Raw genomic sequence first — 16,524 nt, 5'->3', positions numbered from 1 at the left:
CGGCTCCCCTCAGACGCGACGCGCGATCAAGCGCACCACCTCGGCCACCCCGCGGTGGCCATCGCCGGCGGCGAGCTCGACCTGCTCCTCCTGAAGGAGCTCGATGGTCAGCCCCTCAAAGTCCTCGCGCAGCGTCTCGGGCTCAAAGAGCATCGCCACATCGCCGGGGCCGCCGCTGGTGCGTCCCAACTCGCGCTGGCGGGGGGTAAACCCCTCCAGCACGATTCGCCCTCCGGGGGCCAGATGCTGCACACAGGCGCGGTGCAACTCCGGGCGCATCGCCGGCGGCACATGCACATAGGCCAACACCACCGCATCAAACTCCCGCTCCCCCAGCACATCGGAGGGCATCACCCCCTGGATCGTCTCCACCTCCACCTGATACTTCGCGGCGAGCTGGCGGGTCTTGGCCAGCCCCACAGCCGAGGGCTCCAGCGAGGTGACCCGGTAGCCGGCCCGGGCCAGCCCCACCCCGTTTCGCCCCTCCCCGTCGCCCACGCAGAGCACGGTGGCGCCGGGCTCCAGACGAGCCTCCACCGCCTCGATCACAAAGGGGTTGGCCGACTCGCCATAGCGGTAGTCGGGGCGATCAAACATCTCATCCCAGAATCGTCCGGGCTCAAAGGGTCGCTGCTCAGCCATCGTGTCCTCGTCTGAAATCGTCGACATCAAGGAGCGCCGCGCTGCCTGGCAGATGCCGGCGCTCGGGCGCCTCCACAACGCCCGATCCCCACGACTTATTGCCGCGGCGGCATCTCCCAGGGTGCCCTCAAGGGCCGACCCCCCTCGGCCAGGGGGATCTGGGAAGGGTGTCGACCCCGGGATCCGGTACCCGGGGGGTAAGCCGACACGCTGTCGAGGGCGGCGTTGAGCGGGACCGGGCATAGCCGGGCGGTGTCGAGAGCAGCGCGCAACATGCTGAGCTAAGAGCTCAGGGTGTCGAGGGCGGGTTTCGACGCCCCGGGGGTACGCGCTCGGGGTGTCGAGGGCAGGTTTCGATGCCCGCCGGGTAGGTGCTCCGGGTGTCGAGGGCAGGTTTCGATGCCCCGGGGGTACGCGCTCGAGGTGTCGAGGGCGGCCGAAAATACCCGGGGGGTACGTGACCAGGGGTGTCGAGGGCGCGTTGGAGGATGTCGCGTATGTAAGGAGATGGTGTCGAGGGCAGGTTTCGGTGCCCCGGGGCCGGTGGCCGCGGCCCCCACACCACTCCCCGGAGCACACAGCATCTTCCGACACTGCCCCTGGAACGTCACAGCCCTGTCACCCATCGCGTTTGGATCCCTCACGCGAACTTGTTAAAGAGGCTGCGCCGTCGCCCCGCCTCCGGGAGCGCCCCCACGACCACGTCCCAACCTTCGGGAAGGAGAGCACGATGCAGCTTCGCCCCTCGCTCCTCATCTTAAGCCTCATCCTCAGCCTCAGCATCGCCTGCGGCGGAGACGACACCCCGGTGGCCGACTCCGACACCGGCGATCAAAGCGACGTCGGCACCGACACCGACGATCCCGATGCCGGCGACACCGACACCGACGAGCCCGACGCCGAACCCGACGTCGAGCCCCGCGACGGCCCGGTCATTGTCGTGCCCGAAGAGCTCATCTTGAACGCCGCCGCCGGACAATCCGTCGAAGGCACCATCGACGTCGAAAACCCCGGCACCCAGACCCTCATCGTCAACATCCTCTCGCCGAGCAACGCGCTTCGCGTCAGCCCGGACTCCCTGGAGGTCGACGCTGGCGAGAGCGCCGCAGTCGGCGTGCTCGCCAGCTGCCCGGAGAGCGGCGGCGGAAACTTCGCCTCCGATCTGACCTTCAACACCAACGATCCCGAAAACCTCACCTTCCCCCTGACCGTGCGCCTGATCTGCGGTGATGCCCTCCCGGGCAGCCTCAACGTCAGCGTGGAGGGCCTGGAAGAAGGCATCGTCCCCGTGCTCACCCTGCGCGCCGAAGACGGCACCGAGACCCCGGTGGTTGTCGACGAACGTCTCGAAGAGCTGCAGCCGGGCGATTACACCCTCCTCGCCAACCCGGTCATCGAGGGGCTTCGCACCTTTGAGGCCGAAGACCTGGCCGTGAGCATCACCAGCGACACCCAGAGCGACGTCACCCTGACCTTCGAGCTCGTCCTGGCAAACTGGGAGCTCGTCGTCGGTGGGCTGCCCGCCGGTGTCGACGCCAACATCACCGTCGACGGTCCCGAAACCATCGGTCCGCTCACCGGCTCGGAGACCTTCAGCGGGCTGACCCCGGGCCTCTACGAGCTCACCCCCGAGCCCATCACCGATGGTCCGGCCCTCTACCGCGGTGAGCCCCTGGAGGTGGAGCTGGCCAGCGGCGACGACGTGACCAGCGACCTTCTCTACGAGCGGATGCCCGCCAGCCTGGATCTCGTCGTCGAAGGACTGCCCTCGGGCACCGACGCCGACATCGTCCTTGTGGGCCCCGAAGGCTTTGAAACCACGCTGACCGGCAGCGGGCTTCTCGGCGATCTCATCCCCGGCGACTACACCCTGACCCCGGCGGACGTGAGCGCGGGCGGCATCACCTACAGCGCCGCCGGCACCACCGTCGAGCTCATCAGCGAGCAAAACACCGCCGCGGTGCTCACCTACGTCGCCCCGGCCACCACCCTGACGCTGAACTACGACCTGGGCGACGCCGGCAGCTACACCCTGGACATCGTCGACGCCACCGACGCCGTCGTGGCCACCCGCACCTTGAGCGGCCAGGGCAGCGAGGCCATCGAAGTTCCCGCGGGCACCTACAGCGTGCGCGCCACCACCGCCCCCACCGATGCCTGGGGCAACGACTTCTACATCACCGGCGCACAGGACGTGGTGATCCCCGAGTCCAACATCGTCAGCGCCAGCGTTGCGGCGGTGGTGCCCACCATGGTCACCCGCGCCGACGACGCCGGCCGGGGCTCGCTTCGCGAGGTTATCGGCCGCGTGAACGCCGAGAGCGTCGTCACCTTCGCGCCGGGCATCGACCAGGTCGAGGTCACGGGCAGCCAGATCGACCTTACCCGCAACATCTCCATCATCGGCAAGGGCCGCGACACCACCGCGATCGCTGCGGCCAGCACCCCGCTGCGCATCTTCTCGGTGACCAACCCCGACGCTGTGATTCTCTTCCAGAGCCTGAGCATCCGCGGTGCCCGCGCCGGGTCCGACCAGGGCGGCGCCATCTACAACCAGGCTGACCTGACCCTCTTCGATGTGCATTTTGACGACAACCACGGCTCCAGGGGCGGCGCGCTTGCGAACGCCCCCTCGGGAAGCATCACCGCCAACGAGGTGATCTTCACCAACAACCAGGCCACCCAGCGCGGTGGCGCCATCCACAACGCCGGCGCGCTCACCGTCGACCAGGCCCTTTTCTCGGCCAACAGCGCTCTGATGCACGGCGGGGCCATCGACGCCCCCTTCAACGGCGGCGTCTCCGGCATCCCCCTGGCCCAGACCGACGTGACCCGCGCCCTCTTCGAGCTCAACACCGCCCCCGACGGCGGCGCCATCTCGGTGAGCAGCGTGCTCAACGTTCAGAACGCGACCTTCGATGCCAACACGGCCGAAGGCGACGGCGGCGCCATCCTCGTAGGCTCCACCGCAGACGCCACCCTCAACTTCGCCACCTTCCACGGCAACGACGCGACCCGCGGCGCGGCGGTGCTCCTCGACGGCAGCGCCACCTCCTCGCTCAACGTCTCCCGCTCCATCTTCGCCGCTAACACCATCGCCGGTGCGGCCGGTGCCCAGCTCGGACGCGTCTCCACCTCCAGCGTCATCGTCTCCGGCGGCGACAACTTCATCGACGCCGCCGACCTGGCCGACATCGACGAAGATGCCACCGACACCATCGGTACGGTCGCAAGCCCGCTGGCCAGCCCGCTGGGCGCCCTGGCCGACAACGGCGGCTTCACCCGCACCATCGAGGTGGTTGAAGCCTCGCAGGCCGACCTCTCCATCACCGAAGCCCGCTGCCTGGCTCTCGACGGCACCCCGCTCACCGTCGACCAGCGCGGCGAGGCTCGCCCCTTTGAAGGCGTCTGCACGATCGGCGCCTGGCAGCTCGCTCCGAGCTCGGGTCCCACCACCGAGACCTTTGATACCCTGGAGCTCTCCGGCTCCTCGTATGTGGATGGCACCTTTGTCGGCGTGAACGGCATCACCTGGGAGTACACCGGGGCGCGAAACGAGTCCGGCTTTGAGATCGACGGCAAGGGCATCCTCTTCAAATCCTCCGGTGCCTATGTGCGCGCGACCCTCCCCGGCGGCGTCGACGCCATCTCCGTCGATTACCGCAAAGGCTTCACCGGCGGCGGCAACCGCCAGTTCGAGATCCTCGTCAATGGCAACGTCGTCGCCACCAGCCCCGCCTTCGACGTCGACGATGAGATCTTCACGCTGAGCGTCGATAACCTTGGGATCTCCGGGGAGTTCGTGCTGGAGGTGCGAAACGCCCTGAGCAAACAAATCGTCATCGACTCCATCACCTGGGAGTGACGCCCCCTGAGGGCTGAGCCTTCCTGAAGAAAAGACGCCGGCGCCTCCCCCGATCAAGGGAAGGCGCCGGCGTTTTTTGTTGCAATCTACGTCGTAGCGGCCACACTGAGCGCTCCTACTTTCACTGCGCCCGGCGCACCTTCGATGATCGCATCCACGGAGCGATGATGTTGAAATCTCTGCCCCTCCTTGCCCTCTCCGCCACCGCCCTGCTCGCCATCAGCGCCTGCGGCGAAGGCGATGACCCCGACACGAATCAAAACCGCGACCAGGGCAGCGGCTGCGGCCTGCGGGAAGACGGCCAGGAGCTCTTCTGCATCAAAGAGGCCGACAAAGGCACCTACCTGTCCAACGTCGCCTACGGCATGATTCCCCCCGAAAGCAGCGACTCCGGCGGCTGGGAGTTCATGGTCTATGCCCGCAACCAGGGTGATGAGGCCTGCCCGTCAGACGGCGCCGCCCCCACCGACCCCTTTGCCACCATCGGCCCCTTCCAACTCAACGCCAGCAACGGCCGCCCCCTGCTCCATGACGACACCGCCATTGAACTCACCCACAAGGGCGAGATGCGGCGAGGCACCTATGCCGACAGCAACGTGTTGCTGGGACTGGACATGAACAACCCCGAGATGTGCACCGAAGACTGCTACCAGCAGGGAGGCGGCCTGGAGTTTCGCGTCAACGCTGGCATCACCTTCGACGGCAAGGACCTTACGACGACCGAAGACGCCTTCTACGGCAGCATGAACATCCCCCACTGCCCCGAGCTCGACCACCCCGGCAACGGCCCGGGCTAATTCAAGCCCCCGACCGGGAAATCTCCACGCGAAGGAGCAGGTCTTTGTCGCCGCGGCCCATCAGGATGGTATGCGTCAGCGACAGGTCCTGCTCCTTTGCAAGCTCCGCCCCCACCAGGGCGTCGAGCTTCTCGGCCAGGCGCTCCCCGACAGCCGTCTCGCGCTTTGCCCCCCGCAGCGCCACATAGATCATGCCCGGCTCGCCGGGGTCGCAGCGCAGCTTAAAGCCCTCAAATTCCGAAGCGTTTTGAGATATCGCCGCGGCCACCTGCTGGCCGATGCGTTGAAGATTCTCGCTCATCGTATGCTCACTCTTCAGGCGTTAACAGGAGGCTGGCAGGCCGGGCAAAAGTACGTGGAGCGACCGGCGACCTTCACCCGCTCGATCGCCGCCTCACACCGGGGGCACGCCTCCCCTTTTCGACCATAGACTTCAAAAATATTCTCGCCGCCGGCCTCATTCATATAGGCGATTTCATCGGCCATGGAGCGCGCGATGACCTCATCAAAATAGCGCGGCATCTCCTCGGCCAGCGCCTGCCATTGCAGCGAACTGAGCTCACCACAGCGGACCTCGGGAGGCAGCTGAAGACGCCAGAAAAGCTCGCTGATGGCGATGTTGCCCACCCCGGCCACCACGCTCTGGTCGAGCAGAGCGCTCTTGAGCTGGCGTCCGGCGGAGGCGGCCTCTCGGAGCTCCGCGGCGCTGATGTCGTGCGGCTCTTTGCCCATGCGCAAAAGGGCGTCGTAGCGCTCAAGCTCCCCTGGCGAGAGCACCTCCACATGCCCCAGCCGCCGCGAATCTTTAAAGGTCAGCCAGCCTGCCTTGTTGACCCGCCAGGCCAGACGCGCGAAGCGCGGCTGGGGCGTCGTCTCACAGGTGATTTTGCCGGTCATACGAAAATGAAACATCACCGCATGCCCGCCCTCAAGCTCGGCCCACAGGTACTTGCCGCGCCGCCGCATCGCCACCAGCGGGCGCAACATCGCCTCCTCAAGCTCTCGCTCGCTGCCGCGCTTGAGCACCTTCGCATCCAGCAGACGAACCTCGGCTGCGGCCTCCCCCTCCCACCAGCTCGCCACATTACGACGCGCCACTTCGACCTCGGCAAGCTCAGGCATCGACGGCCTCCCGGCGCGCCGAACTCCCCGGATCTGCCTGCTCGTAGCGCTCCGCCAGCCAGCGCGCCATCGGCTCAAAGACCGCCTCTTTCGCGCCCCTGGAAATGAACAGGTCGGCGTGGGCGTGGGGGTAGCGCTGATCCCCCACCCGCACCACCCGCGTCTGCTTTGAGCCGATATGATCGAGCACCGAAAGGGCCGCCTGCGGCGGCACAATCCCGTCCTGGTTGGCCAGCACACACATCATCGGCACGTCCACGCTGTGAAGCGCCTGACTGATGTTCAGCCCGTCCACCACCAGATCGCGCGCTTTCAGCCAGTGCGCGATCTGCCGGGTCAGCCGACGGCTCGGATCATCGATGGTTTTGATCAACTCATCGGCCGCGTTCATATCGATGATCTCGGTGTTCAGATAGAGCTGCAGCAATTTTGGAAAGCGCTTCGCCACCGGCAGCGCCAGCTTCGCCATCTGCCGCGTCCCCTTGATGGGCACGGCCCCGGCCAACGCCGGCGACGCGAGCACCAGGCGCACCAGCGGATGGGAGCGGTTCCAGCGCAGCGGCCCCCCGATCGAAATCACCGACCCCACCTGATGATCGTCAGGATGGTGCCCCAGGTACGCATAGATCACCGTCGCCCCCAGGCTGCATCCCACAAGGTCGATGGCGTCCGGCGAGAGCAGGCTCTCGGTCAGGGCTTTGTCTCGAAGCGCCGGCAGGTCCACCAGCGCGAGCTCCTTAAAGCCGTGGTCCTCGACCCCGGGCCAGCGCCGCTTCGCGTCGCCCTGCCCCCTCAGGTTGGCCGTCCACACCTCAAAGCCCTGCTCCACCAGATGACTGACCATCGAGGTCCCACCCGGGTGGTAGCTCAAGATGAAGGTGTTCATGCAATAGCCCGGGATCATCATCACCGGGCGGCGTCCCTCGATCAGACGCTCGGGGTCCACAAAACGCTTGAGCTGGAGATCCCAGCCCTGGCCGTTGTTCAGCCGAAACACATCAATCTGCATAGGGGGTACGTCGCGTGCAGTAGGGAGGTGGAGCAGCCCCGGCGGCCAGCCGGGCTACATCAAAAGCAAACGCGGCCGCCGGGGCACGTCATGCGCGTCTTACTCGTTATCTTTGCGAAGCTTGTCGAGCACCGAGGCATCCTCCAACGTGGAGGTATCCCCGCTCTGGCGACCGGCGGCGATGTCGGCCAGAAGTCGCCTCATGATCTTCCCACTTCGCGTCTTGGGCAAGCCGTCCGTAAAACGAATCTCCGCCGGCCGCGCCAGCGCCCCGATCTCCTGGACGACGTGCTCACTGAGCTCGGAGCGAAGCTGGTGCGCCAGCGTATCGGAGGGCTCCCCGCCCTCCAGCGTCACAAAGGCCACGATGGCCTGCCCCTTGATATCATCCGGCCTGGGCACAACCGCCGCTTCGGTGACCTGCGGGTGGCTCACAAGCGCACTCTCGATCTCCATCGTGCCCAGGCGGTGCCCGCTCACGTTGATGACGTCATCAATGCGCCCCATGATCCAGAGATAGCCGTCTTCATCACGACGCGCGCCGTCGCCGGCGAAGTAGATGCCCTCAAAGCGCCCGAAATACCCGGCCTTAAAGCGCGCCTCGTTCTTGTAGACGGTCCGAAGCATCGAGGGCCAGGGCCGCTTGATGACCAGAAAGCCGCCCTCATTATCGGCCACCTCGTTGCCATCTTTGTCGACCACCGCAACTTCAATGCCCGGCAACGCTCGCGTGCCACTTCCGGGTTTTGTGGGCGTGACCCCGGGCATCGGAGAGATGAGGATGCCGCCGGTCTCCGTCTGCCACCACGTATCGACGATCGGGCAGCGCTCCCCCCCAATCGTGCGGTGGTACCACATCCACGCCTCCGGGTTGATGGGCTCGCCCACCGTCCCCAGAAGGCGCAGGCTGGAGAGGTCGTGGCGGTCCACCCACTGCTCTCCCCACTTCATGAAGGCGCGGATCGCCGTGGGCGCGGTGTAGAAGATGTTGACCGCGTGGCGCTCAATAATATCCCAGAAGCGGTCGGGCTGCGGCCAGTTCGGCGCCCCCTCATACATCAGGCTCGTCGCTCCATTCTGCAAAGGACCGTACACGATGTAGCTATGCCCGGTGATCCACCCGATATCAGCCGTGCACCAGTAGGTATCTTCTTCTTTGAGATCGAAGATCCAGCGCGTGGTCAACTTCGTCCACAGCGCATAACCCGCCGTCGCATGCACCACGCCCTTGGGCGTCCCCGTCGTCCCGCTGGTGTAGAGGATGAAGAGCGGATGCTCCGCATCAAAAGCCTCCGCCTCATGATGGGTCGACTCATCATTGACCACGTCATGCCACCAGCGATCCCGGTTCTCAAACCAGGTCACCTCATTGCCGCAGCGCTTATACACCACCACGTCTTCGACCGTGGGGCAGCCCTCGGCCAGGGCCGCATCGACCTGCTCTTTGAGCGGAAGCACCTTCCCACGCCGATATCCCCCGTCGGCAGTGATCACGAGTTTGGCCTCGGCGTCCTCCACCCGGTCGCGAATCGCCGCCGCTGAGAAACCGCCAAAGATCACCGAATGCACCGCCCCGATACGCGCACATCCCAGCAGCGCAATCGCAAGCTCGGGAACCATCGGCATATAAATCGCCACCCGATCGCCCTTACCAATCCCCAGACGCTTAAGCCCGTTGGCAAAGCGGCACACCTCGGCATGCAGCTGCTGATAGGTCAGCGTGCGCTTATCACCGGGCTCCCCCTCCCAGATGATCGCCGCTTTATTCTTGCGCGAGGTCGTCAGATGCCGATCCAGGCACTGCACGCTCATATTGAGCTCCCCCCCCTCAAACCAGCGCGCAAAGGGGGGCTCCCAGCTCAGCGTCTTCTCAAAAGGCTTCTCCCAGACCAGCTCCTCTCTGGCCATCCTCGCCCAGAACCCCTCCGGATCAGACTTCGCCTCGGCGTAAAGCGCATCGAGCTTCGCCGCGTCAATGTTGGCCTGCCCCGCAAACTCCGCCGGCGGCTCAAACGTACGATCTTCCTTAAGAACGCTCTCAATCTCAGACCTCGACACACTGTCCTCCTGGCAAAGTCGAATGAAGCCCCGGGCGGGACCGACCAAAAAGGGTAGCTACAACTTCGGTGGCACTAGAAATAACTCCCCGACCCCGACTTGGCCAGCAGGCTCCGAGGTTCGCGACGTGGGGAGGTGCTGCAGGACGCCGAGGTTCGCGTTTTGGGGTTGGGTGGTTGCGGAGCGCCGAGGTTCGCGTGGGTTGGGAGCTTTGAGGTCAGGTGGTTGTGAGGCGCCGAGGTTCGCAAAGTGGGTCGATTCGAGTGTGCCTTCGGGGGTTCGCGTTTTGGGGTTGGGTGGTTGTGGGGCGCCCGGGTTTGCGCGGACACGTCGCCAACTCGGACCAAAAAGTCGGCATGTGTCACCCCCTCTCCAACCGCGCCCCGCCAAACGCCCTCACGAATCGACCAGCATCGTGTACCCCCCGGGCTCCACAACCACCCAACCACCCAACCACCCAACCACACCCCGCATCCCCCCCAACCCGAGCGCATCCAGGGCGGGGATGGCAAGGAGCAAGGACGAAGCTGTAGTAGCGCTACTGCGAATCCCTGACGACGCAGCCAGCGTCGTCCTGGTGCGCTCGGAGGTTTGCCATGTGTGTGGCATGTGCTTAAACTCTACCTATAAGCCCGATCTCTGGCGTGGAGACTCTTGCCCTGGAGCGCGGGAGCCCTTTTCCGCGCTCCACCGACTCGCCCGCCCCCATCGACCCGTGGCCAACCCGCGGGAATGCCGGGGCGCCCCCGGGACGTTCCATCTTTTGACTTCGCCCCCTGGCTTCACCCCAACGACTGAGCGACGGGACCATGACCTACGAGGAGTTTGAGTGGCACATCCTGCGCCTGGTCTATGAAGAAGGCATGGACAGGCTCCAGCCCTCCTACCTGGCCTACGCCCTGGGGCTGACCCACGAACGGGTCACCGCCTTCCTGGAGCAGGCCACCCAGGCCGGGCTGGTCGAGATGGAGATCAAAAGCGACGGCCGCCTCGAATACACCATCCCCGGCGTCGACCACTCCCGCAGCCTTCCTCGCCCCATCTGGCGCGAAGAAGAGCAGGCCGGCAGCGACTCTGGCGAGGCCCACGCGAAGCCCTCTGAGGCCGCCACACAGGCCGCTCGCGAGCTGATGGCGCACGACCCCGACGCGACCCCCTCCTCGCCAACACCGGCTCAAAAAAACCTGCAGGACGGCCAGCCCCGCACCGAACACAGCCGGCTGGCGGTGGCCAGCCACCCGCTCTTGCCAGCCTCGCTGCGCGCCCACATCGAAGAGCGCTACAAACATACCGACGCCCAGCTCGTCCCCCTCTCCCAGACCAGCCTGCAAAAAGACCAGCTCCCCGTCGTCGACCCCACCAGCCGCGCGATGGTCGCCCTCGACAACGACGCGCGCTTCCCCTTCCGCATCGAAGCCAGCGACGACACCTTCTGCGACCCCTCGCAGACCGTCTTCATGCGCCAGATGCGCGCCTACGGCGTCAAAGATGAGGAGGAACTTCGTTTTCACGTCCAGCGCCTCTTCGAATCCTTCGGCTACCGGGTCGTTCAATCCGAGCACGAACGCCTGCGCTTTGAGCGCGGCTCACTCACCTTCATCATCGCCATGGTGCCTCTCTTCGTGCTGGTGCTACCGCTCTTCGTTTACCTTTTTCTCTACTGCATGGGTCGCTCCACCATCCATCAGGAACCGGTGGAACTTGATGTTCAATTTCGAAAACGGCTCGTCGATGGCGAGCCGGTCTTTGATATCGACTTAACCTTTGTCGGTCTGCACGGCGTGGTCCTGGGCGCCGCCGACCAACGTGTCCTTAACCAGGAGATCGACACGCTGCGCGATGAGCTACGCTGGTCGCTCAGCGCCGGCTAATCTCGGCGTCTTATGGTGTCTGCCTGCTTGTTTCACGCCATGAGCCGCTCTCGAGGTCACCTGGGTTGGCCTCATCACCCGCTCACGGCGCACCACGATTGTCGCACACTGGCAGCCAACCGCATCGCTGCACTCTACCGGGGGGGAGGGGATTCGACAGCGAGACTTCGTAAACTTCTTTCCCCACAGGTAGGTATGACAGACCTCTACGACTTTAGCACCGACGCGATGGTGGAGCCCATTGAGCGCCTCTTCGAGCGCGAGTTCCCCTCCACCTTCGACCTCTTCAACGACGATCCCAAACTCAGCGATGAAGGCCCTCGCAGCGTCCCGGTCGACGTCGTCTACGTGGCCGGTTCGGTGCAAAAGCTCCACGCCATCAAGCTGGCATCCTCCTATGACGACTGCCTCTTTGACGTGCGATCCGGTCTGCACGCCATGAGCCGCGCCACCGCCAACTACCGCTGGCTGGCCCTGCCTTTGGAGGCGCTTCGCGAAGGCGAAGCCGAGTATAACGACATCCTGCTCAAGACCGCCGGCGAGCGCGGCGTGGGCATCATCACCGTCCAGCCCCGCGGGCGTGGGCTCTCTGCCAAGATCGTGGTCAACGCCAACTACGAAGAAGGCGATTTTCTGGACCATTACCAGGGCATGCGTGATCATTACCGCTCCAGCAAAGAGCGCGACGTGGCTGCCGAAGGCTTCCAGGTCGTCGACTACTACGGGCGCTGAACCTCCAGGCGGTGCCCGGCCTCCTCGGCCCGAACCATGAGCACGACCTCTTCCCTGAGCCCCCACCTGCGCTTTATGCGCGAGCTGGGGGCTCTTTTGCGCGCGCCCTACGCTCTGCTCCACCTGGAAACCCACGAGGAGGAGCGCGCCCTCGATCTCATCGGCCGCCTGGCAGCCCGCGACCAACGCCCGATACACACCTGGTCGATCACCTGCGGGTTCACCCCGGCCACCAACATCGGGGCATCGGCCAGCCTGGCCGACGCCCTCCTGGAAGTGCAGCAGAGCGCCGAACGCGGCGTCTTTATCTTCCTCGACGCCACCCGACTGCTCGACGCCCCCCACCTGCGACGGCTGCTCCGCGAGACCGAGCGTGCCTGCGCCCGCCAGGGAAAAACACTGATCTTTGTGGGTCCCGACCCCATTGAGCACCCCGAGTTTCAGAAAGATCTCACCCCGCTCTCGTTGCCCCTGCCTGACCGTGAGGGCATCAGAAAACAACTTCTGGCGGTCTTCCCTCCCGAGCACTTCCCCGACCTTGATGTGGGCGCTCTCACCGCCGGCGCTCTCGGCCTGACCCAGCGCGAGGCCCACCGCGCTTTTCACCGTGTGCGCCAACAACTTCTCGACGCTCGCCAGACCGGCCAGCTGCTCGACCTCGAAGACGCCATCCTCGAAGAAAAACGCCGCCTGGTCGGCCGCAGCGAAGTCCTGGAGTTTCACCCCCTGGACGCCGGCCTCGACAACGTCGGTGGCCTCGATGCCCTCAAAGACTGGCTTATGGAGCGACGCGCCGCCTTCGGCGAAGAGGCCCGCGCCTTCGGCCTGCCTGCGCCGAAAGGTCTTTTACTGCTCGGCGTGCAGGGCTGTGGCAAAAGCCTCACCGCCCGGGTCATCGGCCGCCACTGGGGTCTTCCACTCCTGCGCCTGGATATGGGCCGCGTCTTCGACGGGCGACGCTCCCCCGAAGAATCCCTGCGCTCCGCGCTCAAAACCTGCGACGCCCTGGCCCCCTGCGTCCTGTGGATCGACGAGATCGAAAAAGGCTTCGCGCAGGGCTCCGGCGATGACGGCCGCGCCAGCCGCGTGCTCGGCACCCTCCTCACCTGGCAGCAGGAGCGCCAGACCCCGGTCTTCGTGGTGGCCACCGCCAACAGCGTCGAGAGCCTCCCGCCGGAGATGCTGCGAAAGGGCCGTTTTGACGAGATCTTCTTTGTCGATCTTCCCCAACCCCACGAACGCCAGGAGATCTTGAGCATTCACCTCGCTCGCCGCCAACGCGCCGTCGAGCCCGAGACGATCGCGGAGCTCGCCGAGATCTGCGAACACTTCTCCGGTGCCGAGCTCGAGCAGGTCGTCATCAGCGCGATGTACGCCGCCTTTGCCGACGGCCGCGACATCGACCGCGACGACCTCGTTTACGCCGCCCGCGACACCGTCCCCCTCTACCGCACCTATGAGGAGAGCATCAAAGCGCTGCGGGAATGGGCCCACGAGCGTGCCCGCAAAGCCTCCCGCACCCGGCGCATGCTCGACTTCTTCAGCCCGGCGTGAATTCTCACCCTCGAAATAGGTCCAACCCCCGAGACGGTTGCACCTCACCGCGGCCCCGACGTTGACATCAACTCCGGCACCGCAGTACCACCACAGCTGCTGAACCGATGCCGGCCTGCAGGCGTTTTGAGCGCTCCACAATCACCGCCCGCGGCCCCCATTCAGATTTATCGAAGGTTGATGGTATGCGCCCTGCGCACTCCCCCAAAGTCGTCTACGTCCTCTACGCGCTGATCGCCCTGAGCCTCTTCTCGGCCGGCGCGCTGCTTCTGAACGAGCGCGACACCCTGGAGCTGCTGCCCCAAAACGAGGGTGCTGACGAGTTCGCTGCCTACCACGCCCCCTCCGAGCCTTCGGCTGAACGCTCCACCTCATCGGAGCTCCTCGCAGAAGCCGACCTCGCACCCGAGCCCACCTCACCGGAGGACTTCCACGCCGAAGACTGGGAGCTCCTTACGCCGGTCGCCGAGGAACGCACGCTCGAAGCTCCCACACCTCTGGAAGTCGGCCAGCGACAGCGCCGCCTGCGCCCGGCCCACCTCACCGTCATCACCGACTTCTCCAGGGCCCAGGTCACCGTCAACGGTCTGCCCTACCCGGCCTACTCCGAAGACGGCGAAAACGAAGGCATGGTCCTGCCCGCTGGCGGCCCCCACCGTGTGGTCGTCGACTACAGCGGCAACCAGCGCGTCTATGAGATCGCCCTTCGCCCCAACGAAGCACGCATGCTCATGGTCGAGCTCACCAACTACAACGGCGCCCCGGTCGCCTCCAAAAGCACCGCCGCGCCTCCCAAGCCTCAAGAAAAACCCGAAGAACCCGAGGCTGAAGACGGCCAGGGCCGCATCACCGTCTACTCGCGTCCCCGCGGCGCCGTGCTCGTCAACGGCTCCGATCGCGGCCAGCAGACCCCCGGCACCGTCGACGTCGAGGCCGGCCGCCACGAGGTCCAGGTCCGCTACGAAGACGGCGAAGTCAGCGAGAAGAAGGTCGTCCGCGTACGCGAAGGTTCCCGCATCAAGCTCTTCTTCCGACAGTCCAAATAAGAAGTTGGCTCAAAACCCCGAAGCGCGCCCTTCACAGAAACCTCTTTACTATCAAGAACTTAATACACACCCGCGGCGCGCTCCCGGGCGGGCATCACTTCCAGGCAGGTGGTCCACCACCCGGTGAGGATCGTCTCCACAAAGGGCTCCGGAAGCCCCTCCTCGCGCATCACCACGGCCAACGCCTCGTGGTCGTAGGCGACCTCCCGAAAGTCCACCCTCACCCCTTCGGCGTCGACCTCCACCAGCGCATAATCCACGCTGGTGCGCCCGTTATTGGCCGGCCTTCCGATCGCCCCCACGTTGATCACCTGACGCCCCCCCTCAAGCTCCCGCTTCCAGGGGATCCCGGTATGCGTCACAAAGAGCACATCGGCCTCGTAGCTCTTGAGCAGGTGCTCCAGAAAAGCGTCCGGGCACATCGACTCCCATAAAAACTCGTTGACCTGCCTGGGCGAGCCGTGCGCCATCAGCACACGCTGCCCGGCCCAGGTGTGTCGAAACTCGGTGGGCAAGTCGCGCAGCCAGTCCTTATGCGCATCCGCCGTGTTGGCCAGGGTGTAGTCGTAGCTGATCTGCGCATAATAATTATCGCGCGGATCGGTGTACCCGCAGGCGCAATCCTCCAGGCGGTTGCCGATCGAATGATCGTAGTTGCCCTGCATCACAAAAAGATCCGACACATCGCGCAAAAGCGGAAACACCCGGTCAGGCTGCGGCCCAAACCCGCCCATATCCCCCAGACAAAAGATCGCCTCGCAGCCCAGCGCCCGCGCATCGCGCAACGTGGCTTCCAGGCTCAAAAAGTTGTTATAAACCCCGCCAAAGACTGCAAAACGCCTCAGGTCCGACACGTCACGCCCTCCACAAAACAGGTATAGCAGGCCGGGTGGTCGAGCTTAATCGGCCCCATCGCATCCTCGAGCGTATCGCCCATGCGCGCGCCCTCCTCTTCAATGAGGATCGGGCAGGGATAAACACCTTTGGCCGTCACCATCCGGCAGCTGGAGCATTGCAGACTGGCGCGCGCCTCCTCATCGAGCATCCCCTCCCTCAACCGCTCGAACTCCTCATACGCCCCGCCTCGCCGCTCCTCTCGCCCGATCTTAAAGGGTGCCAGAAACTTGAGACGCGGGCGGGTGATGCCCCGCTCCGCCAGCAGGTCGAAAAAACGCTGACGACCGGCACTCTCCGCAAGCTCCGCATGGCAGGTGGTGACCGTAAACACCGGGTTAAGCCCGGCCTCGTGCAGGCGCTCGGCCCCGCCTAAGATCTTCTCAAAGGTGTGCCGCCCGCGAATCGCGTCATTTTCCTCGGGCGTTGTCCCATCGAGCGAGACTCGCACATCGAAGTTATAGCGCGACGTCTCAAAAACCCCGGCCAGCCACGAAGCGAGCTCCTCATCGATGAGCACCCCGTTGGTCAGCACGCTCAGCGGCCCGTGCTCCAGGGTCAGCGCGATCATCTCGCGGATCTGCGGGTGCATAAAAGGCTCCCCGCCGGTGAAATAAAACTCCTTAACCCCCATCGCTGCCGCCGACTCCACCGCGCGCTGCACCTCCTCAAGCGCCATAAAGGGGTGGCTCTCATTTTTGGGGCCGCACGAGATAAAGCAGTGCCGACAGGCCAGATTGCACAGGGTGCCGGTGACCTGCAGCCAGAGCGTGTCCAGGTGGCGCAGCTCCAGCAGCGGCGCTGGCCCCTCCGGCGGCCGGTCGATGGCCAGGTTGACGTCGATCATCAGGTTACCCTTCACTTCAGAAGACGGCGGCGCCATGTATCCGAGATACGGCGACGCACTCGCCAGGAAAAACGTTGCCTTCGCTCA

General features: G+C 65.1%; 13 protein-coding genes. 6 read left to right on the top strand and 7 right to left on the bottom strand.

Translation table 11 applies throughout. The features are described from left to right. Positions 1-9: 9 nt before the first annotated feature. A complete protein-coding gene (locus tag EA187_RS14945; RefSeq protein ID WP_164856303.1) occupies positions 10-642 on the bottom strand; it encodes a class I SAM-dependent methyltransferase in 633 nt (210 codons plus the stop codon). 730 nt (positions 643-1,372) lie between these two features. On the opposite strand from EA187_RS14945, the gene EA187_RS14940 reads away from it, so the two are divergent. After that, complete coding sequence (locus EA187_RS14940; RefSeq protein WP_127780771.1) at positions 1,373-4,507, top strand: choice-of-anchor Q domain-containing protein; 3,135 nt, start codon at positions 1,373-1,375, stop codon at positions 4,505-4,507. Between the two features lie 167 nt (positions 4,508-4,674). Then, on the top strand, positions 4,675-5,304 hold the full coding sequence (locus EA187_RS14935) for a hypothetical protein (RefSeq protein WP_127780770.1): 630 nt from the start codon (positions 4,675-4,677) through the stop codon (positions 5,302-5,304). A gap of 1 nt (position 5,305) precedes the next feature. Here the strand turns inward: EA187_RS14935 and EA187_RS14930 are convergent, their stop codons facing one another. The 4 genes from EA187_RS14930 to acs form a co-directional block, all read right to left on the bottom strand. After that, on the bottom strand, positions 5,306-5,605 hold the full coding sequence (locus EA187_RS14930) for a hypothetical protein (RefSeq protein WP_127780769.1): 300 nt from the start codon (positions 5,603-5,605) through the stop codon (positions 5,306-5,308). A 14-nt stretch (positions 5,606-5,619) separates the two neighbouring features. After that, on the bottom strand, positions 5,620-6,426 hold the full coding sequence (locus EA187_RS14925) for an Fpg/Nei family DNA glycosylase (RefSeq protein ID WP_127780768.1): 807 nt from the start codon (positions 6,424-6,426) through the stop codon (positions 5,620-5,622). Continuing rightward, the gene (locus EA187_RS14920) at positions 6,419-7,435 is read right to left on the bottom strand and encodes an alpha/beta hydrolase (protein ID WP_127780767.1); all 1,017 of its coding nucleotides are present in this window, start codon (positions 7,433-7,435) and stop codon (positions 6,419-6,421) included. Before EA187_RS14920 ends, EA187_RS14925 begins: the two co-directional genes overlap by 8 nt. 99 nt (positions 7,436-7,534) lie before the next feature. Continuing rightward, positions 7,535-9,493, bottom strand: a complete 1,959-nt coding sequence (gene acs / locus EA187_RS14915) for an acetate--CoA ligase (protein ID WP_115605638.1) — start codon at positions 9,491-9,493, stop codon at positions 7,535-7,537. Positions 9,494-10,302: 809 nt separating this feature from the next. On the opposite strand from acs, the gene EA187_RS14910 reads away from it, so the two are divergent. From EA187_RS14910 to EA187_RS14895, 4 genes are all read left to right on the top strand, one after another. Beyond that, positions 10,303-11,364, top strand: a complete 1,062-nt coding sequence (locus tag EA187_RS14910; protein WP_127780766.1) for a nucleotide exchange factor GrpE — start codon at positions 10,303-10,305, stop codon at positions 11,362-11,364. Between the two features lie 195 nt (positions 11,365-11,559). Continuing rightward, a complete protein-coding gene (locus EA187_RS14905; RefSeq protein WP_127780765.1) occupies positions 11,560-12,096 on the top strand; it encodes a hypothetical protein in 537 nt (178 codons plus the stop codon). Between the two features lie 36 nt (positions 12,097-12,132). Then, positions 12,133-13,650 carry an AAA family ATPase gene (locus tag EA187_RS14900; protein WP_127780764.1) on the top strand — a complete coding sequence of 506 codons (1,518 nt, stop codon included), beginning with the start codon at positions 12,133-12,135 and terminating at the stop codon, positions 13,648-13,650. 185 nt (positions 13,651-13,835) lie between these two features. After that, positions 13,836-14,696, top strand: coding sequence for a PEGA domain-containing protein (locus tag EA187_RS14895; protein WP_164856302.1), 861 nt, complete (start codon positions 13,836-13,838; stop codon positions 14,694-14,696). 59 nt (positions 14,697-14,755) lie between these two features. On the opposite strand, the gene EA187_RS14890 is transcribed toward EA187_RS14895, so the two are convergent. Next, complete coding sequence (locus EA187_RS14890; RefSeq protein WP_206524391.1) at positions 14,756-15,550, bottom strand: metallophosphoesterase family protein; 795 nt, start codon at positions 15,548-15,550, stop codon at positions 14,756-14,758. Next, on the bottom strand, positions 15,538-16,437 hold the full coding sequence (locus tag EA187_RS14885) for a radical SAM protein (RefSeq protein WP_164856301.1): 900 nt from the start codon (positions 16,435-16,437) through the stop codon (positions 15,538-15,540). The genes EA187_RS14890 and EA187_RS14885 overlap by 13 nt, the downstream gene beginning before the upstream one ends. Between the last annotated feature and the right edge of the window lie 87 nt (positions 16,438-16,524).

This window comes from Lujinxingia sediminis, assembly GCF_004005565.1.
GTDB classification, from domain to species: domain Bacteria; phylum Myxococcota_A; class Bradymonadia; order Bradymonadales; family Bradymonadaceae; genus Lujinxingia; species Lujinxingia sediminis.
Note: the sequence above shows the minus strand (reverse complement) of the source record. Positions and strands in the feature narration are given on the sequence as shown.